The sequence below is a fragment of the Actinomycetota bacterium genome (assembly GCA_016700055.1).
In the GTDB taxonomy this organism is placed as follows: domain Bacteria; phylum Actinomycetota; class Acidimicrobiia; order Acidimicrobiales; family Ilumatobacteraceae; genus Kalu-18.
In genome coordinates this window covers 3,083,817-3,106,168 of the sequence record CP064997.1, presented here as the reverse complement: position 1 = coordinate 3,106,168, position 22,352 = coordinate 3,083,817, and the positions used below count along the sequence as shown (strand labels likewise).

Genomic DNA, 22,352 nt, shown 5'->3' with positions numbered 1-22,352 from the left:
GCCTTCGTGAACATGCGTCGGAACGCAAGGGCCAATCGACCCGACGTCCGAAAGGCTGCGGATCGTCGGCTCCGGCAGCCGTCCTTGAGATTCTCCGTTCATAGGTTGACGAGACGAACATACGTTCGTATACTGTGTCTATGGAACCCGTAGTTGGGGTTGTAGGGGTCGAGGAAGAGGCGCTGGCGGTCTTGAACGCCGGTGTCGATGCACTGTCCAGTCTCGACCTCGTCGGTCTGTCTGACGACAGATTGCATGCGTTGACGGTCGCGGTGCAGCGCTGCACGGCGCGGTTGGGGGTGGCCCGCGCCGCTGTCGTTCGGCGCTGGGATACGCGTGGGGTGTGGGCCGGCGACGGGTCGCGCAGCCCCGCTCACCGCCTGGCGCGGGAGACGAACAGCTCGACGCACTCGGCGCGGGTGGAGCTCGCCAGGGCAAGGGATCTGGCGGTGATGCGTCATGCTGCGGCCGCGATCACCGCCGGTCGGCTGTCGTTGGATCACGTGTACCTGTTCGCCAAGGCGCGCAAGGAACCCTGCCAGGCCGCGTTCGCCGACAGCGAGGAATGGCTCGTTGACCAATGCGCCCGGTTGCCGTTCCCCGACGCCGAACGGCTCATCAAGTACTGGCGCCAACGCGCCAACGCCGCCGCCGCCGAGGAAGAAGCCGAACGCAACGAGAGCGCCAACACGTTGCACGCGTCCGCGACCTTGGACGGCACGGTGGTGATCAACGGCCAGCTCGACGCAATATCGGGGGCGGTGTTCACCAACGAACTACAGCGCCTGGAACGCCAACTGCTGCTCGCCGACAAGGCGCAACTGGTCGTGAGAACCGCTGCTCAGCGGCGGGCGGCGGCGTTGGTGGAGATGGCCAAACGATCAGCCGCGTCGAAGACCGGTCGGCAGCGGCCACTGGTCACCGTGCTCGTCGGCGACGAGACGCTGCGGCACATGTGTGAGTTGTCCAACGGCACGGTGATCACCCCCGGCCAAGCAGCCGGACTGGTCAACGACGCACTGGTGGAATCGGTGATCTTCGACAACAAGACCACCGTCATCGCCGTCACCCACAAACGCCGCTTCACCGGCGCCCTACGCCGCGCGATCGAAGTCCGCGACCGCCGCTGCCAACACAGCTCCGGCTGCTACCAGACCGTGGAACGCTGCGACGTCGACCACATCACCGCTTGGCGTGACGGCGGGCCGACCAGCCAGTTCAACGGGAGACTGCTATGCGCCTTCCACAACCGCCACCCCGACGTCAGCGACCACCACCAGATCAAACCCCAACCCGTGAGACCGATCGACGACCTCGACCGCCTCCGCGCCCTCATCCGCTGGCGCAACCAACAAGCACAAGCCGCCGAAGACGCAGCCAACGACAACGACGAGAGCGACGACGACAACGACGACGACGGAGCCGCTGGCTAGGACAGGCCGACGATCTGGCCGTCGGCGTCGATGTCGATGTGCTCGGCCGCCGGGTGGGCGCCGAGGCCGGGCATCGTGGACATCGTCCCGCAGATCGGGTACACGAAGCCGGCGCCGATCGACGCCCGCACCTCGCGTATCGGCAGCCTGAAGCCCCGCGGGCGTCCGAGCAGCGTGGGGTCGTGGGAGAGCGACAGGTGCGTCTTCGCGATGCACACCGGTAGGTGCCCGTACCCGAGCCCCTCCAGCCTGTCGAGCGCCCGGGTTGCGGCCGGTTCCTCGTCCACCCCGTCGGCGCCGTACACCTGCGTGGCGACGATCGCGATCTTCTCCCGCAGCGTCGCCTCGTCGGGGTACAAGAAGCGGAATGAAGACGGCTCGTTCGCGGCTTCCAGCATCACCTCCGCCAGCTCGGCGCCTCCCTTGCCACCTTCGGCGACGTTCGTCGTCACCGCCACCCGCACCCCGAGCTGCTCCGCGGTCTCACGGATGACTGCGTGCTCGCTCGGGTGGTCGGTCGGGAACGCGTTGATCGCGACCACCGGCGTCACCCCGTGTCGTTGCACGTTCTCGATGTGCGCGACGAGGTTGGCGATGCCGGCATGCACCTCGTCGGGCCGCTCGGCGAGCATCGCTTCCGGCAGGGGCTTGCCGGCCACCACGCGGTGGCCACCGCTGTGGGCCTTCAGCGCCCGCACGGTGGCGACCACCACCGCCGCATCGGGTGCCAGGCCGGCGGTGCGGCACTTGATGTTGAAGAACCGCTCGGCGCCCATGTCGCTGCCGAAACCGGCCTCGGTCACGACCACGTCGGCCGCCCGTAGCCCGATCAGGTCCGCGACCACCGAGGAGCAGCCGTGGGCGATGTTGCCGAACGGCCCGGCGTGGACGAGCACCGGTGTCTGCTCGAGCGTCTGCATCAGGTTCGGTCGGAGCGCGTCACGCAACAACACCGCCATCGCCCCCGCGGCGTCGAGGTCTTCGGCGGTCACCGGCTCGCCGGACGCCGTGTAACCGACGACGATCCGCCCGAGCCGAGCACGGAGGTCGGCAAGTGAGGTCGCCAAGGCGAGCACGGCCATCACCTCGGACGCGGCCGTGATGTCGAAACCGCTCTGCCGGGGGACGCCGTCGAGCCTGCCCCCGAGGCCGACCACGATCGAGCGCAGCGCGCGGTCGTTCACGTCGAGGGCGCGCTTCCAGTCGATCGCATGCAGGTCCAGCCCGCGAGCGTTGCCGTGGAACAGGTGGGCGTCGAGCATCGCCGCGAGCAGGTTGTGCGCAGCCGTGACGGCGTGGATGTCGCCGGTGAGGTGCAGGTTGAGCCGCTCCATCGGCACCACCTGGCTGTACCCACCACCGGCGGCCCCGCCCTTGATGCCGAACGTAGGGCCCATGCTCGGCTGGCGGAGAGTGACCACGCCGCTGCGGCCGAGGACGCCGAGCGCTTGACCGAGCCCGACGGCTACCGCCGTCTTGCCCTCACCGAGCGGGGTCGGGCTGATCGCGGTCACCAGCACGTACTTGCCACGAGGCCGATCGGCCAGCTCCTCGATCGCCGCCAGATCGACCTTGGCCACACCCGACCCATAGGGCTCGAGTAGATGGGCGCCGAGCCCGAGGCGGCCGGCGATCTCGTCGAGGGGGGCGAGGCGCGCGGCGCGGGCAATGGCGAGATCGCTGGGGATGGTCACGGCAGCGAACGGTACTCAGCACAGGGAGGCTGATGCGTCTGCAGTCAGCCGAGGCGCAACACCAGTGGTTCGTCGGCTCCCGGGACGCTGATCACCAGCTCGAGCTCGGTCGCGTCCTCGCCGACGGAGAAGACCAACGTGGAATGCACCGTCATCCCGGGGCCGAGCACGGGGATTGCCTCCCCCAGGCCGTCGATCGGTGCCGGTGCCAGGGGCCACAGCTCGCCCGCCGCATCGCGCAGGGCCGCGGCCATCGGGGCGTCGATCTCGACCAGGCCCTCGCCCACGTTCGTCAGGTCGGCCTCCACGGCGACGAAGCGCACGCCGTCTGGAGCCTGCCCGAGGCCGTACTGGAACGGGTCGTCGACGGCGACGAGCGAGGCACTCAGGTCGCCGGAGGAGCTCGTCGGCAACACGGCCGACGCGGGCAGGGTCACCGAATCGGCAGGCGCATCACGGCGGTCGCCGGGAACCGACGAAGGCGTCGTCGCCGGGTCCGGGTCGCGGTCGCCGCCCAGCAGCAGCATCGCCCCGGCAGCCGCCCCCGCCGCCAGGCCGAGCACGCCGAGCAGCACCAGCGGCTTACGGCTCTTGCGCCGACGGGTCGCGACGACCTTTGGCCCCTTGACCACGCCGGAGGAAGCGCGCTGCGTGAGGAACTGCGACTCGATCTGGCGAGCGTGCTCCTCCTGCGCGGCCCAGTACTCGTCGCGAGTCTGCGCAGTGACGGTCGCCGCGGTGCTCGGATCGGGATCCTCTGCGACCGCGGCGAGTGCCGCCGCGGTACGCCTCTGCGCCGCGGGCTTGGAGGCCGCGAGCACAGGCAACACGTCGTCGTCGTCGAACGGCGACTGAGCGAGTGCCAACTCGCTCGGCGCCAACTCGGTCGTCGCCGGCCCGCTCGGCGCGGGCCACTGCGGCGCGGGCCATGTCGGCCCACTGCGCAAGCGCGGCTCGTCCATCTGCTCCTACCCTTCGCCTACCCACCCGTCCTGGTTGAAGGTATCGGTCCTGGTCAGGCGGGACTTGAGCGTGTGTCCCAGCGGGCGCGCCTACCAGGTGTCGACGTTCGGGCGCTTCTTCCCCGTCCTAGCGGGCGGCGCTCCTGCGGAGGTGAGCAGGGCCGATATCCAGCGGCGGGTGCCGGCGGGATCGATCACGTCGTCGATCTCGAAGTGCGTGGCGACGGACAGTGCCTTGCCGTGCTCGTACAGCCTCGCCACCATCTCGGCGAACGCCGCCTCGCGCTCTTCGGGGTCTTCGATCGCGGCGAGCTCCTTGCGGTAGCCGAGGCGCACTGCTCCCTCGAGGCCCATCCCGCCGAACTCCCCCGTCGGCCAGGCCACGCAGGCGAGCGGCGCCTTCGTGCTCCCGGCCATCATCGCCTGCGCCCCGAGACCGTACGACTTGCGGATCACGACGCTGACCACGGGCACGGTGAGGTTCGCGCCCGTGACGAAGAGGCGCGAGCAGTGGCGGACGAGCGCGGTCGCCTCCACCTCCGGGCCGACCATCATCCCCGGCGTGTCCACCAGGCTGACCACCGGCAGGTCGAACGCGTCGCACAGCTGCAAGAAGCGCGCCGCCTTGTCCGACCCGTCGGAGTCGATCGCGCCCGCCAGGTGGTTCGGGTTGTTGGCGATCACGCCGACAGGGCGCCCCTCGACGCGGGCGAGGGCGGTGACCATGCCGAGCCCGAACGCCGGGCGCAGCTCCAGCACCGAGCCGCTGTCGAAGAGCAGCTCCAGAACGGCGCGGACGTCGTAGCTCTTCAGGCGGTTCTCGGGGATCACCGAGCGCAGCTTCCGCTGGTCGGCGCACTCCCAGGTGTCGAGGGAGCCTTGGAAGTACGCGAGGTATCGCTTCGCAGCCGCGACCGCTGCGGCCTCGTCCGCGACGGCGATGTCGACCACCCCGTTCGGCACCTGCACGTCCATCGGCCCGATCGCGCCGGGAGCGAACACGCCGAGGCCGCCGCCTTCGATCATCGCCGGCCCGCCCATGCCGATGTTCGAGTCGGCGGTGGCGATGACCACGTCGCAACAGCCGAGGATCGCCGCGTTGCCGGCGAAGCAGTACCCGGCGTTCACTCCGACGAGGGGGACCAGCCCGGAAAGCCGGGCGAAGTAGTTGAACGCCCAGCAGTCGAGCCCCGACACCCCCAGCCCGTCCGTGTCGCCCGGTCGGCCACCGCCGCCCTCGGTGAAGAAGACCACCGGCAGCCGAAGCTGCTCGGCGACATCGAACAGGCGGTCCTTCTTGCGGTGGTTCTGCGTGCCCTGTGTGCCGGCGAGCACGGTGTAGTCGTACGACACCACCACGCACTGGCCGCCACGACCGGGGAACAGCTCGCCGTTGACCCGGCCGATGCCACCGATCATGCCGTCTGCGGGGGTCCGTGCGATCAGGTCGTCGAGCGCCCGGCGGCGGCGCTGAGCGGCGATCACCATCGGGCCGTACTCGACGAACGAGCCGGGATCTACCAGATCGTCCAGGTTCTCCCTGGCCGTCCTGCGCCCCACCGCGCGCCGGCGGGCCACGGCCTCCGGGCGGGACTCGTCGAGGGTGCCGTGTCTCCTCGCGTCCACCTCGGCCAGATCGGCGCGCACGTGGGCGGGGTCGACCTCGGCGACAGGGCCTGCCGCCACGGCGGCGACGTCGGCGTGCTGGAGCGACAACAGCACCTGGTCCGCCAGCACGGTGTCGCCGACGCCGACCATGACGCGCAGCACGATCCCCTGGTCGTGCGCCTCGACGTCGTGGTGCATCTTCATCGACTCCAGCACCACCACGACACGGCCCGGATAGACGCTGTCCCCGGGGCCCACCTCGACGGCCATCACCGTGCCCTGCATCGGGGCGATCACGTCGATCTCGTCAGCCACTGCGGGCGACGGTAGCAAGGGCGTACGCTCGCGGAGGTGCCCACCTCCGGGGAGAAGAGCAGTCCTTCGGTCGCCGTCGACGCCGGCGGGCGCGAGATGCTCGTGACGAACCCGGACAAGGTGTTCTTCCCCGCTCGCGGTGAGACCAAGCTCGATCTGGTTCGCTACTACCTCGCCATCTCCGACGCAGTCATGTTGCAGATGCACAATCGTCCCGTGCTGTTGCAACGATTTCCCAACGGCGCGACGGGATCATCGTTCTTCCAGAAGCGCGTGCCGGACTCGGCTCCGGAGTGGCTCACCACCACCGAGGTCTCCACGCCGAACGGCACCAAGTCCAACGCGCTGGTCGTCGCCGACATCGCCCACCTCGTGTGGGCGGTCAACCTCGGATGCCTGGGGTTCCACTCCTGGCCGCTGCGGGTGAAGCCCGACGGCACCGCCGACGAGCTGGCCGACGAGCTGCGCCTCGACCTCGACCCCCAGCCGGGAACCACCTTCACGATGGCCGTCGAGGCCGCCCACGTCGTGCGGGAACTGCTCGACGAGCTGGGCCTGGTCGGCTACGTGAAGACCACCGGCTCGCGCGGGATCCACGTGTACCTGCGCCTTGCCCACTGCTGGGACTCGTACGCGGTGCGATCGGCCGCCGTGGCCGCGGCGCGTGAGCTGGAACGCCGGCGCCCGGATCTGCTCACGGCGCAGTGGTGGAAGGAAGACCGCGGCAAGCGCATCTTCGTCGACTTCAACCAGAACGCCCCGCACAAGACCGTCTTCGCCCCCTGGTCGGTTCGTGCCCGCGCCGACGCGCTGGTATCGACGCCGATCGAGTGGTCTGAGTTGGACGCGGTAGACCCGGAGAGCCTGACGATCGCCACCGTGCCCGAGCGCCTCCGCGCAGGAGGCGATCCCTGGGCGTCGATCGACGATCACCCGAACGATCTAACCCCGCTGCTCGCCTGGATTCGGCGCGACGAGGAAGCCGGCCTGCCGGACGCGCCGTGGCCGCCGGTGTACCCGAAGATGCCTGGCGAGGCGGCCCGCGTCGCGCCGAGCAGGGCCCGCAAGCCTCGCCCGGCGCCGGGATGACGCCGATGACGCCGATGAGAGGTCAGCTGTCGGGCAACGGCGGCACCCAGGCGACACCGTTGATGTGGCCGCCACCGTCGACGTACAGCGTGTTGCCGGTCATGTAGCGGCAGGCCTCGCTCGCGAGGAACAGCACCACCGGCGCGATGTCGGCGTCGGGATCGCCCAGTCGTCCCATCGGGTTCGCGGCCTCGATCTCGGCGAACATCTCCGGCATCGCGTCTGCCAGCGCCCTCGCCGGCGCCGTCTTCGCCCCCGGGCAGACCGCGTTGACGACGATGCCGTACTTCGCCCACTCCCGCGCCGCCGTCCGGGTGAGGGTGCGCAGCGCCTCCTTCGCGCAGTTGTACTCGAGGGTGCCGACGTGGGCGTTCACGCCGTTCAGCGAGCACATGTTCACCACCCGTCCCCAGCCCCTGGCCCGCATCCCGGCGAACGCCGCCTGCATCGCCCACAGCGGCCCGTAGAAGCCGACCGCCATCCCGTGCGCCATCTGCTCGGCGGACTTCGTCTCCACCCGGCCGAGCGAGCCGCCGCCCCAGGCGTTGTTGACGAGGATGTCGACGGCACCCCAGGTGTCGAGCGTGGCGGCGATCATCGCCTCCACATCTCCACGCACCGCCACGTCGGTACGCACGAAGCGCGCCTCCGCTCCCGCAGCGCTCGCCTCCGCTACGGCCTCTGCTCCCAACGCCTCGTCAACGTCGGCCACGAGCAGATGTGCACCCTCGGCCGCGAAGCTGCGCACGATCGCCCGCCCGATGCCGTCGCCGCCGCCGGTGACGACGGCCACCTTCCCAACGAGTTGTCCCATCCCGCCATCATTGCCCCGCCACCACCGCCAGCTACGGTCGTCGCCAGCACTGCGGGGAGGTCACGACACGTCATGGGCGCCATCACCGGGGAGTCAGGCTGGATCTACGGGATGCAGCTCCCGATCCAGACGCTGACCCGCACCCTCGCCGACCCGTGGGAAGACGATGCCACGGTGGCCGATCTGGTAGACGTGGCCCGCCACGCCGAGGCCACGGGGCACTCGTTCGTCGGCGTTTGCGACCACGTCGCGATCCCCGACGACGACTACGCCGCCCGCATGACGACCACCTGGTACGACCCGATCGCGACGCTCGCGTTCCTCGCCGCCCACACCGAGCGAGTGCGCCTGCTGTCGGTGGTGTGGATCGCCGCCTACCGCCATCCGCTGCAGACGGCCAAGTCGTTCGGCACCATCGACCACCTGTCCGGCGGGCGGGCGATCCTCGGCGTCGGTGCCGGGCACGTCGAGGGTGAGTTCCGTGCGCTCGGCGTCGACTTCCACCGGCGCGGCCGGCTGCTCGACGAGACCCTCGACGCCCTGCACGGTGTCTGGGACGAGCCCTATGTCAGCTTCTCCGGCGAGCGCTACAGCTACGAGCGTGTCGGCGTCGCACCGTCGCCGGTCGCCGGATCGCTGCCGATCTGGGTCGGCGGCATCGGGCCGGCCGCTTGGCGGCGCGTCGGCCGGCGGGGCGACGGCTACATCCCGATGGCCAACCCGGTGAACCGGTATCCCGAGATCATCGACACGATCCACGCCGGGGCGGCAGAGGCCGGCCGCGCCGGGGCCACGTTCGACATCGGGTACATGCCCGGATGGTCGTACCTCACCGGCGCGCCGCCCGACGGGCTTGCGCCCGTGGCCCTCGTCGGGGCCGAGGCACTCGCCGCCGACATCCGCGCCGCGCGCGCCGTCGGAGCGAACGTCGTGCACCTGAAGGTCCGCGGTCGCACCAAGGCGGAGTACCTCGACCAGCTCTCCGCGTTCGCCGAAGAGGTCGTGCCGCTCGTCGACGAGGGCTAGCTCGTCGGCCGGCCCGATCGTCGGCCGGCCGGCCGGTCAGGGTCCGGCGCGGGTGAAGATCTGCGACGACGACTCGAGCGTGCGGTGCACCGGGCAGCGGTCGGCGATCTCGAGCAACCGACGCCTCTGTGCTTCGTCGAGCACCCCCTCTAGGTGGACGACCCGCTCGAAGACGTCGATCCGCCCCTCGCTCCCCTCCTCACACTTCGCGCAGTCCTCGGCGTGCACCTTCGCGTGGTCGACCTCTACGCGCACACGCTCCAACGGCCACCCCTTGCGCTCCGCGTACATGCGGATCGTCATCGACGTGCAGGCGCCGAGCGCCGCGGCCACCAGGTCGTACGGGGAGGGCCCGGCGTCGAGACCGCCCACCGACTGCGGCTCGTCCGTCAACAAGCGGTGCGCGCCGACGACGACGTGGTTCAGGTAGCGACCCTGGCCGGTCTCGGCGACCACCACCTGGGACGTCGGCCGCGGCGGCTCGTGGAACCCACGCTCGTCGACCACGTAGCGCTGCGCCCACGCGGCGATCAGCCGGGCAGCCGTTGCCCCGTGTGCCCTGTCCGTCAGCAGGTGATCCGCGCCGTCGAGGGACACGAAGCCCTTCGGATGGGCGGCCGCGGCGAAGATGGCCTCGCCGTGGGTGACGTCGACGACCTCGTCCTCGGCTGCGTGCAGGACGAGCAGCGGACGACCGAGGTGGCGGACTTGGTCGAGCAGCCGCACCCCCTCCATCTCGTCGAGCAGGCCCTGACGCACCGGGAACGTACGCCCGGCGATCACGACCTCGGCTACGCCGTCGCGCTCGATCTGGGCACGGGCACCGCCGAGCAGCCCGATCAGGTGGTCGAGGTTCGACGGCGCGCCGACGGTGGCCACGGCCCGCACGCCGGGCAGCACCCGCGCCGCAGCTATCACTGCCGCGCCGCCGAGGGAGTGCCCGACGAGAAGCTGGGGTGAGCGGTGGTTCTTGCCCAGCCAATCGGCCGCGAGGACGACGTCGTCGACGTTGGAGGCGAAGCCAGCGTTGGCTAGCTCGCCGTCGCTCGCTCCCTGGCCGGTGAAGTCGAAGCGCATCACGCCGAAGCCGTGCTCGACCAGGGTGGTCGCCAGCTTCGACGAGGCCGCGGATTCCTTGCTGCACGTGAAGCAATGGGTGACGAGCGCCATCGCCCGCGGCGGGGTCGCCGGCAGGTCCAGCCGGGCGGCGAGCTCGCCGCCCTGGCTCCCGAGGAAGGTGACCCGCTCGATGCGGCTGTTCACGACACCGCCGCCTGCTGCAGCCGGCGCTCGGCGAACCTCGCACCGCCGACCCCCGCGGCGATCACTCCCAGCGCACCGACGACCGAGATCGGCAACACCGGCCACACGGTGTCGAGCGGTGCATCGAAGGCGAGCTGCTCGCGCGCCCATGGCCAGGCGAGCAGCAGGACGAAGACGCCGACGAGCGCGCCGATCAGTGCCACCTTCCAGGGCCTCAGTGGCTGCGCGACGAGCACCAGCACTGTGAACCCAAGCGCCATCGCGGCGAGCAGGGAGGCACTGCGCGCTTGCTCGCCCGTGGCGTCGAGCGCGCGTGAGGCGGCATAAGAGGCCAGCACCGTCGCCGCCATCACCGCCCCGACCGGCACGGAGAACCACAGCACCCTGCGCAAGAAGCCCGGCACGTAACGGCGGCGGTTCGGCGCGAGCGCCAGGAAGAACGCGGGAACACCGATGGTCAGCGTGCTGAACACGGTCAGGTGCCGGGGCAGGAACGGGTAGGGCAACGAGGCGACGACGCTCGTCACCGTCAGCAGCGCCGACATCACGTTCTTCATCACGAACAGACTCGCCACGCGCTCGATGTTGGCGATCACGCGCCGGCCCTCGGCCAGCACAGCAGGCATGCGGGCAAAACGCCCGTCGAGCAGCACGAGCTGAGCAACCGCCCTGGTGGCCGCCGCACCGGAGCCCATCGCCACGCCCACGTCGGCATCCTTCAAGGCCAGGGCGTCGTTCACACCGTCGCCGGTCATCGCGACGACATGGCCGCGTGCCTGCAGCGCCTGCACCATCGCCCGCTTCTGCTGGGGCGTCACCCGCCCGAAGACGTGGTGCGCCTCGATTGCGTCGGCCACCTCGTCGGGCGTGTCGCCGAGGTCGCGGGCATCGATCGGGGAGGCACCGGCGGTGTCGAGACCTGCCGCAACGGCGACTGCGGCAACCGTGCGCGGGCTGTCACCGGAGATCACCTTCAGCACCACTCCCTGCTCGGCGAAGTAGCGCAGCGTCTCGGGCGCATCGGGGCGCACTCGCTCGTCGAATGCGACGAGCGCCGCCGGTTCGATGTCGCCGGGGAGCGTGTCGTCGGCGAGGGGCCCCTGGCACCTGCCGAGCGCCACCACGCGGCGGCCCTGGTCGGACAAGTCGTCGGCTCGCCGGCGCACCTCGTGGCCGCCGTCGAGGTGACCGAGCACGATCTCGGGTGCACCGAGCACCCACGTTCCCCGATCGGCGAACGAGGCACCGCTCCACTTGCGTGCCGACGAGAAGGCCACTGCCGACTCGCGTTGCCAACCCGACGGCGCGATCTCGGCACCGATCGCGGCCAGGGTCGAGTTCGGTGCCGGATCGTCGGCCAGGGCGCCGAGGGCCTGGCGCACCAGGTCTTCGTCGACCCCGTCAGTGGGCAGCACCTCGCCGAGGCGGATGCTGCCTTCGGTCAGCGTGCCGGTCTTGTCGAGGCAGACGACGTCCACCCTGGCCAGGCCCTCGACTGCAGGCAGCTCCTGCACGAGCACTTCGTGGCGCGCGAGGGTGACCACGGCGACGACGAACGCGAGAGTGGTGAGCAGCACCAGACCCTCGGGCACCATCCCGACGAGCCCCGCTGCGGCGGCGGTGACGGCCTCCTGCCACGACTGGTCTTGGCGGAGCTCGCTCCAGAAGAGGAGCGGGCCGAGCACCACCACCGTCCATGAGATCCACCGCAGCAACAAGTTGGTGCCGGCGGTCAGCTCGGAGTGGGCCATGGCGAACTGCTTGGCGTCGCTCGCCAGGCGCTGGGCGTAGGAGTCGATCCCCACCCGCGTCGCCTGCATCACGCCCCGGCCGGCGACGACGAAACTGCCCGACAGCACGGGCTCGCCGGTCAGCTTGGCGATCGGGTCGGCCTCGCCGGTCAGCAGGGACTCGTCCACTTCGAGTTCGGTCGATTGCAGCACGCGCCCGTCGGCCACGATCTGGTCTCCTGCACCGAGCACGATCAACTCGTCGAGCACCACATCTTCGACACGCAGGGCGACCTCCGCACCGTCGCGGCGCACGACGGCGCGCGGGGCGTTCAGCACCGCGAGGTGGTCGAGGGTGCGTTTGGCGCGCAGCTCCTGGACGATGCCGATGGCAGAGTTGACGACGACGACTCCGAGGAACAGCGCGTCACGCCATTGACCCGCCGCGAGCACCACCGCCCCGATGGCTCCGAGGAGCGCGTTGAAGCGCGTGAACACGTTGGCGCGGACGATCTCGCCGATGGTCCGGCTGTTGCGCTCGTCGGCCCGGTTCACCTCCCCCCGGGCGATGCGCTCGGACACCTCGGCCGCGGTGAGCCCGTCCTCGGCCACCTGGGCGCGCTCAGGGACGGCATCTGCCGCGTGAGGGTGTTCCCCGCTCGCTGCCGGGGGGGCGCCGTCAGACGAGATCGCCATCGGCGATCTGCTGGTGATGCTGGATGACCTCGGCCACGATGAACTTCAAGAACTTCTCGGTGAACGCCGGATCGAGGCCCGACTCGACCGCGAGCGAGCGCAGACGACGCACCTGGAGCTCTTCGCGCTCGGGGTCGGCAGCAGGCAGGCCGACCTCGGCCTTGTAGCGCCCCACGTCCATGGTGATCTTGAACCGCTCGGCGAGCAGGTGCACGAGCGCCGCGTCGATGTTGTCGATGCTCGCGCGGTAGGCGTCGAGCCGGTCGTCGTGCATCCTTCCGACGCTAGCGCCGGGGCCTTCACTCGGGTGGCAAGATGGCACCTCGTGGGGGAAGCTGGGCAGCACACCGACGCCGGTCGCGCACCGCAGGCGTACGAGGGCTTCGAGGGCACGGTCGGACGCATCTTCGCCACGTCCGAGCCGTCGTGGCCCGTGCCTCCAGTCGCTCCCGCCGGCGCCCCGAACGTGATCGTCGTGCTCGCCGACGACCTCGGCTGGGCCGACCTCGGCTGCTTCGGCTCCGAGATCGACACCGCCAACATCGACCGGCTCGCCGCGGAGGGGCTGCGCTACACCAGCTTCCACTCCAACCCGATGTGCTCGCCGACGCGGGCGTCGCTCTTGACGGGGCTCAACCACCACCTCGCCGGCGTCGGCTACGTCGCCCATGCCGACCCCGGCTTCCCCGGTTACGCGATGGAGCTGCGCGACGACACCGCGACGATGGCCGAGATCATGCGCGACCGTGGTTGGGCGACGCTGATGGTCGGCAAGTGGCACCTCTGCAAGGACACCCACGCCTCCGACGCCGGGCCGCGGCACTCGTGGCCGCTGCAGCGCGGCTTCGACCGCTTCTACGGGATCCTCGACGGGTTCACGAACTTCCACCAGCCTCACCGGCTGTACGAGGACAACCACGTCGTCGACGTCGATCGCTACCCCGACGACTACTACTTCACCGACGACATCACCGACCGGGCGATCAAGATGGTGCGTGAGCTGCGTAGCTCGCATCCGACGAAGCCGTTCTTCATGTACTTCTCCCACGGGGCGGTCCACGCCCCGCTGCAGGCCAAGGCGCAAGACCTCGAGAAGTACCGCGGCGCCTACGAAGCCGGGTGGGACGAGATCCGCGAGCGACGCTTCCGGCGCCAGGTGGAAACGGGGCTGCTGCCGGAGGGCACCGTCTTGCCGCCTCGCAACTCCGAGCCCGATCTCGACGTCACCCCGTGGGAAGAGCTGACCGACGTTCAGCGGGAGCTGTTCGCGCGCTACCAGGAGATCTTCGCGGCGATGGTCGACAGCGTCGACCAGAGCCTCGGTCACCTGCGCGCGGCGCTCGAGGAGCTCGGCGAGTGGGACAACACGATCGTGGTGTTCACGAGCGACAACGGCGGCTCGCGCGAGGGTCTCGCCAACGGGACGAGCGCGTACTTCCGCACCCTCAGCGCCCAGCACATCGACACCGGTCTGGAAGACGTCGACGTCGACCACGCCCGGCTCGGGCTGCTCGGCGGCCCGCAGGCGCTCGCCCACTACCCGCGCGGCTGGGCGATGGTGTCGAACACCCCCTGGAGGCTCTACAAGATCAGCGCGCACCAGGGCGGCCACCAGGTGCCCTTCGTCGTGTCGTGGCCGCGTGGCCTGTCACCTGAGCTGAGCGGCGGTCTGCGCCGCCAGTACCAGCACGTCACCGACTTGTTGCCGACGTTGGCCGAGCTCGCCGGCTTCGACGTCCCCACCCACCGTCATGGCCGTCCGAGCCCGGAGCGCAGCGGAGCCAGCTTCGCCTCGTCGTTCACCGCTCCCGGTGCAGCATCCACCCACACCGAGCAGTACTACGAGATGTGCGGGAACCGCGGCTTCTACCGCGCCGGATGGTCGGTGTCGATCAGCCGCCAGCCGCGTACGCCGTTCAGCGAAGAGCGCTGGGAGCTGCACGACCTGGATTCGGACCCGACCGAATCACGTGACCTCGCGAGCGTGCACCCGGACACCGCCGCCGAGCTGGGCGCGGCCTGGGAGGCTGCCGCCTGGGCGAACCAGGTGTTCCCCCTCGACGAGGGCAGCGCGCTGAAGCACGTGTTGCGCCCGCCGTGGGACGACCAGCTTGCCGAGCCGTGCACGATCGTGGCCGGCACACCGACGCTGGAGCGCTACCGCAGCCTCGCGCTGGTCAACTTCCGGTCGTTCACCGTCGAGATCGCGCTCGCCGAGCCGGGCTGGCAATCCGGCGACGAGGGCATCCTCGTCGCCCACGGCGATCAGGGCGGGGGCTACGCCGTGTACGTGGAGCGCCAGCACCTGCGCTACGTCCACAACGGCTACGGCGAGATGCGCGACGTCGAGTGCGTTGCGATGCCGCGCGGCGCAACGCGGATCGAGCTGGTCATGCACAGCCCGGGCGGGTTCGTGTGGCACGCCGAGCTGAGCGTCGACGGCGGGCCTTCGACGCGCGTGGACGACTTGCGCACGCTCACCGCGATGGCTCCGTTCGAGGGCATCGACGTGGGATGTGATCGCCGCTCGCCCGTGTCGTGGGAGCTCTTCGAGCGTCATGGCACGTTCCCGTACACCGGCGCGCTGCGCTCGGTCACGTACCGCCCGGGCGAGCTCGCGCCCGACGCGGCGACACGCTGGGTCGACTACCTGCGTGAGGCCGGCACCCGCTACGAGTGAGTGCCGCCGAGCTGTTGGCGCAGGCGGTAGCGGAGGTGGACGACGCCGCTGCTGAATCGGTGTTCGTCGATGAGCTCGAGATCGGCGCGGGTGTCGGTTGGCAGTGCGGGGTTACGCCCACCGAGGATGACCGGCCAGACGAACAGGGCGAGCTCGTCGACCAGCCCGGTGACGAGAGCCTGTGCGGCGAGGTGCGGGCCGCCGACCAACAGATCGGTACTGGCGGCAGACTTCAGATCGAGTACCGCGCTGGGGTCGAAGCGGCGCTCGAGCCGGGTGTTCGCAGTGGACGGCGCGGCCAGAGTGGAGGAGTAGACGACCTTGTCCGCCGCCTGCCATGCGCTGGCGTAGTCGGCCATGAGGCTTGACTGCGCGGCCAGGGTGGGGTCGGTCTCCCACACGGCCAGCGTCTCGTACATGCGTCGCCCGTAGAGATACGTGCCTGCGGACCGCATGAGCTCGGTGATGAACGCGAAGACGTCGTCGTCGGGCGGAGCCCAGTCGAAGGCGCCATGTTCGTCCTCGGTGCAGCCGTCGAGCGACATGTTCGACGCGTAGATCAGCTTCGCCAAGACCGCTCTTTCGTCACCCCTCTAGAAGACGACCGGGACGTTGCGCGGCCCGCGGACCTGGCCACCAGCCCAGGTGACCGCGTCGGGATCGACGACCTCGAACTCGGGGATGCGCGCGAGCCATTCCTCGAGGGCGACGCGCAGCTCCATCCGAGCCAGGTTCGAACCGGCACAGCGGTGGATGCCGGCGCCGAAGGCCACGTGGCGGTTGTGCTCCCTGTCGAGCACCACCTCGTCGGCGCGTTCGAACACGGCCGGGTCGCGGTTCGCGGCGGGGAAGTTCATCAGCACCCGGTCTCCCTCGTGCATCGGGCAACCCTGGAACTCGAGGTCGTAGGAGAGGCGGCGGGCCATCGTCACCGGCGAGTAGGCACGCAGCAGCTCCTCGATCGCCGTCGGCAGCAGCTCGGGCTCGGCCACCAGACGCCGCCGGTCGTCGGGGTGCGTGGCGAGGTGCCACAGAGACGAACCGATCGCCGACCACGTGGTGTCGATGCCGGCGATCAACAGCAGCACCGCCATCCCGAGCACCGTCGTCTCCTCCACCGGCGCGCCGTCGACCTCGGCCACGAGCAGCTCGCTGATCAGGTCGTCGCCGGGGTTGACCTTGCGCTCGGCGATCACCTCACGCAGGTAGGTGGCGATCCCGACCATCCCGTGCACGCGGCGCTCCGAGTCGAACGCGAACTCGAGCACGTCGCGTACCCAGCCGGTGAAGGTCGCGGACATCTCCGGCGGCACTCCGAGCATGTGCGCGATGACCCTCACCGGGATCTGCTGCGCGTAGTCGGCAGCCGCGTCAGCCTGTCCGTCGGCGATGAAGCCGTCGACCAGCTGGCGGCACAGCGCCCGCGTGAGCACCTCGTACTCCTCGACGCGCTTTGGACCCATCGACGGCAGGATCAGCCGACGCGTCCAGGTGTGCAGCGGCGGGTCGGCGCTGATCGGGGGCACCCCCGACGGCAGAGCGGGAGCACCCACGGTGAGACCGGCATCGGGCGGCGGCACGACGGCGATGCCGTTGCCGGAGGGGAAGTCCTCGATGTTGCGGGCCATCGCCGTCACGTCGGCATACGTCGTCGGCAACCAGGAGCCACCCCAGCGCTCGGTGTGAGCGATCGGGCAGACCGAGCGCAGCTGATCCCAGATGCCGTACGGATCACGGACGTAGCCGTCGTCGAAGATGTCGTAGTCGGTCGCCCAGTCCGTCACCGGCAGACTGCCGCTGCTCGGCTCGCCCCCGCCATGGTCGTACCCGGTACCCGTGCTTGCTGTGGCCACATCGCCCCCGATCGGTCGAGCGCCATCGTAGTTTGGGGCGGTGGTCGGCGCCGAAGGAGAAGATCTCGGGCTCGCTCCCGTTCTCGTGGTGCACGGCGCGGCCGTGCGCGATAGGGACAACTTCGCGGCAGAGGTGGCCCGCCTGGCAGCAGCCGTCGGGGTCGAGCGCCGCTTCGTGCCCGTCTTCTGGGGAGATCTCGCCCGTCCGGCCGAGGCGGTCGAGCGTGTACTGCCGTATGCCGCCTGGTCTGCCGGTGGGCGCGCGGACGCGGGCGACGACGCGGAAGCCGGCGGGTTCCTCGACGACGGCCAGCAGATGGACGACGCCTCGCCGGACGCTGCCGTGGACGCCGCCGTCGACGAGGCCTTCGGGGCGGGTGACGACAGCAGCGCCGCGGAGCGCGCCTTCGCCCGCGTGCGGCGGATCTGGTCCGAGCGAGACCTCGACGCGATGGTGGAGCGGTTCGGGGAGAACTGGCGACGCCAGTCCGGCGCGGCCCGGCGCAGGGTGCTCGCCGGGTTGTACCGGGCGGTGCGTGCCCAGTACCTGGCGACCGCGGCGAACTTCGCCGGAGACGTCATCTTGTACCAGCGCCGCCAGGCCGAGATCCATGCCCGGGTATGGGAGACCCTGATGCGCGAGGCACCAGGGTGGGGCCTGGCGGAGACCCCGCTGAGCGTCGTCACCCACAGCCTCGGCGGGTCGGTGGCGTTCGACCTCTCCGTCGGCGGCCACCCTCAGCTGCACATCGACCAGCTCATCTCGTGCGGGTGCACCGCGCCGTACTTCCACGCCATCGGCTGCTCTCCCCCGAGCCTCGCGATGTACGACGCCGAACAACACGCCGTGCTGCCCCCGTCGATCCGCTCGTGGACCAACTTCTTCGTGCCCCTCGACCCGTGGGGCTACATCGCCGAGCCGGTGTTCCGCCTGCACGACGGCTCCGCTCCGGTGGACGTCGAGCTGCACGCCGGCGAGCGTGAGGACAAGATCATGCGACACCGAGCCAGCCACTACTGGCGTCACCCGATGGTGATCAACCACCTCCAGCAGACACTGCGGCCGGCGGCGGAGCCCGGCTGAGCGGTCCGGATCGACGGCGACGCCTGATCCGATACGGTGCCGGCTCGTGACGGTAGAGGGCGACTGTTGCGTGCCGGCCGGTGGCCGGCAACCCGATCTGGTGCTGATCCCGGGCGGGGAGATGCTGATGGGCAACGGCCGCGGTGACGGCTACCCCGCCGACGGAGAATGGCCCGTGCACGAGGTGCGGCTGCGGCCGTTCCGCCTGGCCACTGTCGCCGTGACGAACGCGCGCTTCGCGGAGTTCGTCGACGCCACCGGACATGTCACCGACGCCGAGCGGACCGGCTGGTCGTTCGTGTTCGCCGGCCTGCTTCCCGACGAGTTCCCACCGACGCGCGGAGTGGTCGGCGCCGAGTGGTGGCGCCAGGTCTACGGAGCAAGCTGGCGCCGACCGGAGGGACCGCACTCCGGGCTCGAGGGGCGCGACGACCATCCCGTCGTCCATGCCTCGTGGCTCGACGCTCACGCATACTGCGCGTGGTCGGGTACCCGCCTGCCCACCGAGGCCGAATGGGAGCACGCCGCTCGCGGCGGCCTCGTCGGCCAACCCTTCCCTTGGGGTGACCAACTCGAGCCCGGCGGAGCTCACCGGATGAACGTCTGGCAAGGTGAGTTCCCGATCAGCGACGACGCCGCCGACGGCTACTCGGGCACTGCACCAGCGGCCAGCTACGAGCCGAACGGCTACGGCTTGTCCAACATGTGCGGCAACGTGTGGGAGTGGTGCGGCGACTGGTTCGACGCCGGCTGGTACGGGCAGAGCCCGCGCGACGACCCGACCGGCCCGGCGACGGGCTCTGCACGGGTGATGCGCGGCGGCAGCTACCTGTGCCATGCGTCGTACTGCCGGCGCTACCGGGTGGACGCCCGCAGCAGCAACACACCCGACTCGAGCAGCGGCAACCTCGGATTCCGAGTTGCTGCCGAGGTCTGATCCACGGTCATGTTGGGGGGCGTGGCCACCGGTGCCGGGGTGCTGGCCGCATCGTTCGCTTTCGCCGCGTGCAGCCTCGGCGGAACCGACTCCGCAGCGAGCGTCCCCTCGCCGCACTCGACGGTGTCGATCGACGCGTCGGTGCCGGCACCAGCGAAGTCGACAGTGGTGGCCGACTCGACGGGCATCACGACGGTGCCGGGCACCACGTCGACGGCACCGCCCCCACCCACGGGCACGCCGACCGACCCTCCGGCCACGACGCAGGCACCACCCGACCCCCCACCACCGCTGGCCGCGCTGGAAGCGCTCCCGCTCGGTCTGCAGCTCGTCGCCGACGTTCCCGAGCCGACGGGTCTCGCGTGGCGGGCCGGCGACGACGGGCTCTACGTGAGCGTCCAGCGGGGCCAGGTGCACCGGATCGCAAACGGGGTGACGTCGCTCGTCATCGACCTGAGCGGTGAGACCACCGTCGTCGCCCCCGGCAGCGAGCGTGGCCTGCTCGGCATCGCCTTCGATCCCCGCGACGGCCGCATGTTCGTGAACTTCACCGGTCGCGACAACCACACGCGCGTGGTCTCCTTCGCCGTCACCGACGGCGTCGCCGACCCCGCGACCCGCCGCGAGGTGCTGTTCGTGGAGCAGCCCGGCGTCGGGCACAACGGCGGACGGCTGGTGTTCGACGACGAGGGCCACCTGTTCGTCGGCATGGGCGACGGCGGCGGCAGCAACGGGCGAGACGCGCAGGACGGCACCAAGTTGCTCGGTGCGATCCTGCGCATCGTTCCCCGCCTCGACGGCGCCGGCTACGACGTGCCCGCCGACAACCCCTTCGTCGGACGCACCGACGAGCGGCCCGAGGTCTGGGCACGCGGCCTGCGCAACCCGTGGATGTTCTCCTTCGACCGCGCTACCGGCCACATGTGGATCGGCGACGTCGGCAACGACCTGATGGAGGAGATCGACGTCATCCCCGCCGGCCAGAGCGGGCTCAACTTCGGCTGGTACTTCTTCGAGGGCTCCCACCAGCGGTACGACTCCGTGCCCGGCGGGATGACCCCTCCGGTGCACGAGTACCCGCACAGCGAGGGCAACGCGGTGATGGGCGGCTACGTGTACCGCGGTGCGGCGATCCCTGCGCTGCGCGGTGCGTACGTGTTCGGTGACGTCATCGGCAAGGTATGGGCACTCGGCGACGGCGGCGCGGCACGCCTCGGCGTCACCGACGTCGGCTACCTGTTCGGATGGGGCGAGGATCCCGCCGGCGAGCTGTACCTGTTCTCCATGTACGAGGGCGTGTACAAGCTCGTCCCCGGATGACCCTGCGCGCCCAGCCGATGGGCGAGACTCCATCCCCGATGGACCGCGCAGCCCTCCAGACCGTCGTGACCCTCGATCTCGAGGGTGTGCTCGTACCCGAGATCTGGATCGCCGTCGCGGAGCGCACCGGCATCGACGCCCTGCGGCGCACGACGCGCGACGAGCCCGACTACGACGCACTGATGCGCTACCGCATCGACCTGCTGCAACGCCACGGCCTGACGATGTCGCTCATCGCCGACGTGATCGGCGGCCTCGGCCCGATGCCCGGCGCCCGCGAGTTCCTCGACGCGCTGCGGGCACGGACGCAGGTGATCATCCTGTCCGACACGTTCGAGCAGTTCGGCCGCCCGCTGATGGCCCAGCTCGGGTGGCCGACGCTGCTCTGCCACCGTCTGGTCGTCGAGGACGACCGCATCGTCGACTACCGCCTGCGCCTGCCGGACCAGAAGCGCCGTGCGGTCGAAGCGCTGCGTGGGCTCAACTTCCGCGTCGTTTCGGCCGGTGATTCCTACAACGACACGGCGATGCTCGCCGCAGCCGACGCGGGGTTCTTGTTCAGGGCCCCGCCGAACGTGATCGCCGAGTTCCCCCAGTTTCCCGCGATGGACTCCTTCGACGAGCTGTTCGCCCGCCTCACCGGCGAGCTCGCCTGACGGATACGTTCGTCGGAGGAGGGATCGATGAGCACGACCAACTCGAGTTCACCACGCCCTGTCGCCGCCGATCGGGTCGCGGCGGTCTCCGCGCAGGTCGTGCTGCCGTGCAGCGGCGATCTCGACGCGACGCTCGCCTTCTTCACCGACAGCCTCGGCTTCCGCGTCGAGGCGATCTTCCCCGCCGACCGACCCACGACCGCAGTCGTGGCCGGCTACGGACTCCGCCTGCGTCTCGACACCAGCCGCAGTGGGGATCCCGGCACGCTGCGCCTGCTGTGCCACGAACCCGACCGCGTCGCCGGCGGCGCCCGCGAGCTCACCGCGCCGAACGGCACCAGGATCGAGATCGAGGACGCCGATCCGCCGTTGCTGTTGCCACCGCTCGCCCCCTCGCTGGTGGTCACCGACGCCGGCGGCACCGACGAAGGCGTCGCCGGGCGGGCCGGGATGATCTATCGAGATCTGCTGCCCGGCAGACAAGGTGGGATGTTCGTGGCGTCGCGGATCTCGATTCCCGGCGGTGGTCCGGTGCCCGACTACGTGCACTTCCACAAGGTCCGCTTTCAGATGATCTTCTGCGCCGCGGGGTGGGTCCGTGTCGCGTACGAGGACCAGGGCGAGCCGATCCTGATGCGCGCCGGAGATTGCGTGGTGCAGCCGCCCCTCATCCGCCACCGCGTCCTCGAAGCCTCGCCCGGGCTCGAGGTGGTCGAGGTCGGCTGCCCCGCGGTGCACGAGACCTTCGGAGACCTCGCGCTCACCCTGCCCACCGGGCGGGTCTTGCCCGAGCGTGACTTCGGCGGGCAGCGGTTCGTGCACCACGTCGCTGCCGGCGCCAGGTGGAGCCCGTGGCGCCGCGCCGGGTTCGAGCAGCGCGACACCGGCATCGGTGCCGCTACCGGGGGCATCGCCGGCGTGCGCGTCGTGCGCCCTGCCGCCTCCGGGATCGACGCCGCCCACCAGGGCGAGACAGCGCTCGCCGGCGACGACACCGAGTTGCAGCTCTGGGTCGTGCTCGGTGGCGAGGCGACCTTCCGCGCCGGCGACCGCCCGCAAGAACGAGTCCGCCGATGGGCCAGCGTTACTGTTCCCGCCGGCATGGCTCACGAGTTGAGCGCGCCGACCCCCGATTTCGAGATGCTCGAGGTGACCTTGCCCGAGCATCCCGGCCGACCGACCGCCTGAAACA

The 22,352-nt window shown here is 70.4% G+C and carries 17 protein-coding genes; 9 read left to right on the top strand and 8 right to left on the bottom strand.

Annotated features, from left to right (window positions below; all coding sequences use genetic code 11):
- Positions 1–140 precede the first annotated feature (140 nt).
- Positions 141–1,433 (top strand): DUF222 domain-containing protein, encoded by a 1,293-nt coding sequence (locus IPM43_15005; GenBank protein QQS24675.1) that lies wholly within the window; start codon positions 141–143, stop codon positions 1,431–1,433.
- Here IPM43_15005 and IPM43_15000 read toward each other — a convergent pair.
- The 3 genes from IPM43_15000 to IPM43_14990 form a co-directional block, all read right to left on the bottom strand.
- Positions 1,430–3,127, bottom strand: coding sequence for a formate--tetrahydrofolate ligase (locus tag IPM43_15000; GenBank protein ID QQS24674.1), 1,698 nt, complete (start codon positions 3,125–3,127; stop codon positions 1,430–1,432). The two genes, IPM43_15005 and IPM43_15000, sit on opposite strands and share 4 nt — an antisense overlap.
- A gap of 44 nt (positions 3,128–3,171) precedes the next feature.
- A complete protein-coding gene (locus tag IPM43_14995; GenBank protein ID QQS24673.1) occupies positions 3,172–4,089 on the bottom strand; it encodes a hypothetical protein in 918 nt (305 codons plus the stop codon).
- A gap of 90 nt (positions 4,090–4,179) precedes the next feature.
- Positions 4,180–5,982: a biotin carboxylase gene (locus tag IPM43_14990; protein QQS26487.1), complete on the bottom strand. Its 1,803-nt coding sequence runs from the start codon at positions 5,980–5,982 to the stop codon at positions 4,180–4,182.
- 126 nt (positions 5,983–6,108) lie between these two features.
- Between IPM43_14990 and ligD the strand changes: the two genes are divergently transcribed.
- Complete coding sequence (gene ligD / locus IPM43_14985; protein QQS26486.1) at positions 6,109–7,101, top strand: non-homologous end-joining DNA ligase; 993 nt, start codon at positions 6,109–6,111, stop codon at positions 7,099–7,101.
- A gap of 22 nt (positions 7,102–7,123) precedes the next feature.
- On the opposite strand, the gene IPM43_14980 is transcribed toward ligD, so the two are convergent.
- Entirely contained in the window at positions 7,124–7,915 is a 792-nt protein-coding gene (locus IPM43_14980) for an SDR family oxidoreductase (GenBank protein ID QQS24672.1), read from the bottom strand.
- Positions 7,916–7,987: 72 nt separating this feature from the next.
- Between IPM43_14980 and IPM43_14975 the strand changes: the two genes are divergently transcribed.
- Entirely contained in the window at positions 7,988–8,941 is a 954-nt protein-coding gene (locus IPM43_14975; GenBank protein ID QQS24671.1) for a TIGR03619 family F420-dependent LLM class oxidoreductase, read from the top strand.
- A 36-nt stretch (positions 8,942–8,977) separates the two neighbouring features.
- Here IPM43_14975 and IPM43_14970 read toward each other — a convergent pair whose 3' ends face one another.
- On the bottom strand, positions 8,978–10,354 hold the full coding sequence (locus tag IPM43_14970) for an OsmC family protein (GenBank protein ID QQS24670.1): 1,377 nt from the start codon (positions 10,352–10,354) through the stop codon (positions 8,978–8,980).
- 2,259 nt (positions 10,355–12,613) lie between these two features.
- The gene (locus IPM43_14965) at positions 12,614–12,904 is read right to left on the bottom strand and encodes a chorismate mutase (protein ID QQS24669.1); all 291 of its coding nucleotides are present in this window, start codon (positions 12,902–12,904) and stop codon (positions 12,614–12,616) included.
- Positions 12,905–12,955: 51 nt separating this feature from the next.
- Between IPM43_14965 and IPM43_14960 the strand changes: the two genes are divergently transcribed.
- On the top strand, positions 12,956–15,310 hold the full coding sequence (locus IPM43_14960) for an arylsulfatase (protein ID QQS24668.1): 2,355 nt from the start codon (positions 12,956–12,958) through the stop codon (positions 15,308–15,310).
- On the opposite strand, the gene IPM43_14955 is transcribed toward IPM43_14960, so the two are convergent.
- Positions 15,301–15,882, bottom strand: a complete 582-nt coding sequence (locus IPM43_14955) for a dihydrofolate reductase family protein (protein QQS24667.1) — start codon at positions 15,880–15,882, stop codon at positions 15,301–15,303. The two genes, IPM43_14960 and IPM43_14955, sit on opposite strands and share 10 nt — an antisense overlap.
- 21 nt (positions 15,883–15,903) lie before the next feature.
- On the bottom strand, positions 15,904–17,100 hold the full coding sequence (locus tag IPM43_14950; GenBank protein ID QQS26485.1) for a cytochrome P450: 1,197 nt from the start codon (positions 17,098–17,100) through the stop codon (positions 15,904–15,906).
- Between the two features lie 103 nt (positions 17,101–17,203).
- Between IPM43_14950 and IPM43_14945 the strand changes: the two genes are divergently transcribed.
- The 5 genes from IPM43_14945 to IPM43_14925 all read left to right on the top strand — a co-directional run bounded on the left by IPM43_14945 (position 17,204) and on the right by IPM43_14925 (position 22,348).
- Positions 17,204–18,247 (top strand): hypothetical protein, encoded by a 1,044-nt coding sequence (locus tag IPM43_14945; GenBank protein QQS24666.1) that lies wholly within the window; start codon positions 17,204–17,206, stop codon positions 18,245–18,247.
- Positions 18,248–18,368: 121 nt separating this feature from the next.
- Complete coding sequence (locus tag IPM43_14940) at positions 18,369–19,184, top strand: formylglycine-generating enzyme family protein (protein ID QQS26484.1); 816 nt, start codon at positions 18,369–18,371, stop codon at positions 19,182–19,184.
- Positions 19,185–19,205: 21 nt separating this feature from the next.
- The gene (locus IPM43_14935) at positions 19,206–20,504 is read left to right on the top strand and encodes a PQQ-dependent sugar dehydrogenase (protein ID QQS24665.1); all 1,299 of its coding nucleotides are present in this window, start codon (positions 19,206–19,208) and stop codon (positions 20,502–20,504) included.
- A gap of 38 nt (positions 20,505–20,542) precedes the next feature.
- Positions 20,543–21,160, top strand: coding sequence for a bifunctional phosphoserine phosphatase/homoserine phosphotransferase ThrH (gene thrH / locus IPM43_14930; GenBank protein QQS24664.1), 618 nt, complete (start codon positions 20,543–20,545; stop codon positions 21,158–21,160).
- Between the two features lie 102 nt (positions 21,161–21,262).
- Positions 21,263–22,348 (top strand): cupin, encoded by a 1,086-nt coding sequence (locus IPM43_14925; protein ID QQS26483.1) that lies wholly within the window; start codon positions 21,263–21,265, stop codon positions 22,346–22,348.
- The last annotated feature ends 4 nt before the right edge of the window (positions 22,349–22,352 follow it).

Coding starts and splice junctions, on each gene's coding strand:
- IPM43_15005 (QQS24675.1), top strand. CDS start 141: ATGGAACCCGTAGTTGGGGTTGTAGGGGTCGAGGAAGAGGCGCTGGCG.
- IPM43_14995 (QQS24673.1), bottom strand. CDS start 4,089: ATGGACGAGCCGCGCTTGCGCAGTGGGCCGACATGGCCCGCGCCGCAG.
- IPM43_14990 (QQS26487.1), bottom strand. CDS start 5,982: ATGCAGGGCACGGTGATGGCCGTCGAGGTGGGCCCCGGGGACAGCGTC.
- ligD (QQS26486.1), top strand. CDS start 6,109: ATGCTCGTGACGAACCCGGACAAGGTGTTCTTCCCCGCTCGCGGTGAG.
- IPM43_14980 (QQS24672.1), bottom strand. CDS start 7,915: ATGGGACAACTCGTTGGGAAGGTGGCCGTCGTCACCGGCGGCGGCGAC.
- IPM43_14975 (QQS24671.1), top strand. CDS start 7,988: ATGGGCGCCATCACCGGGGAGTCAGGCTGGATCTACGGGATGCAGCTC.
- IPM43_14970 (QQS24670.1), bottom strand. CDS start 10,354: ATGGGCGCGCGAGCAGCTCGCCTTCGATGCACCGCTCGACACCGTGTG.
- IPM43_14965 (QQS24669.1), bottom strand. CDS start 12,904: ATGCACGACGACCGGCTCGACGCCTACCGCGCGAGCATCGACAACATC.
- IPM43_14940 (QQS26484.1), top strand. CDS start 18,369: ATGCTGATGGGCAACGGCCGCGGTGACGGCTACCCCGCCGACGGAGAA.
- thrH (QQS24664.1), top strand. CDS start 20,543: ATGGACCGCGCAGCCCTCCAGACCGTCGTGACCCTCGATCTCGAGGGT.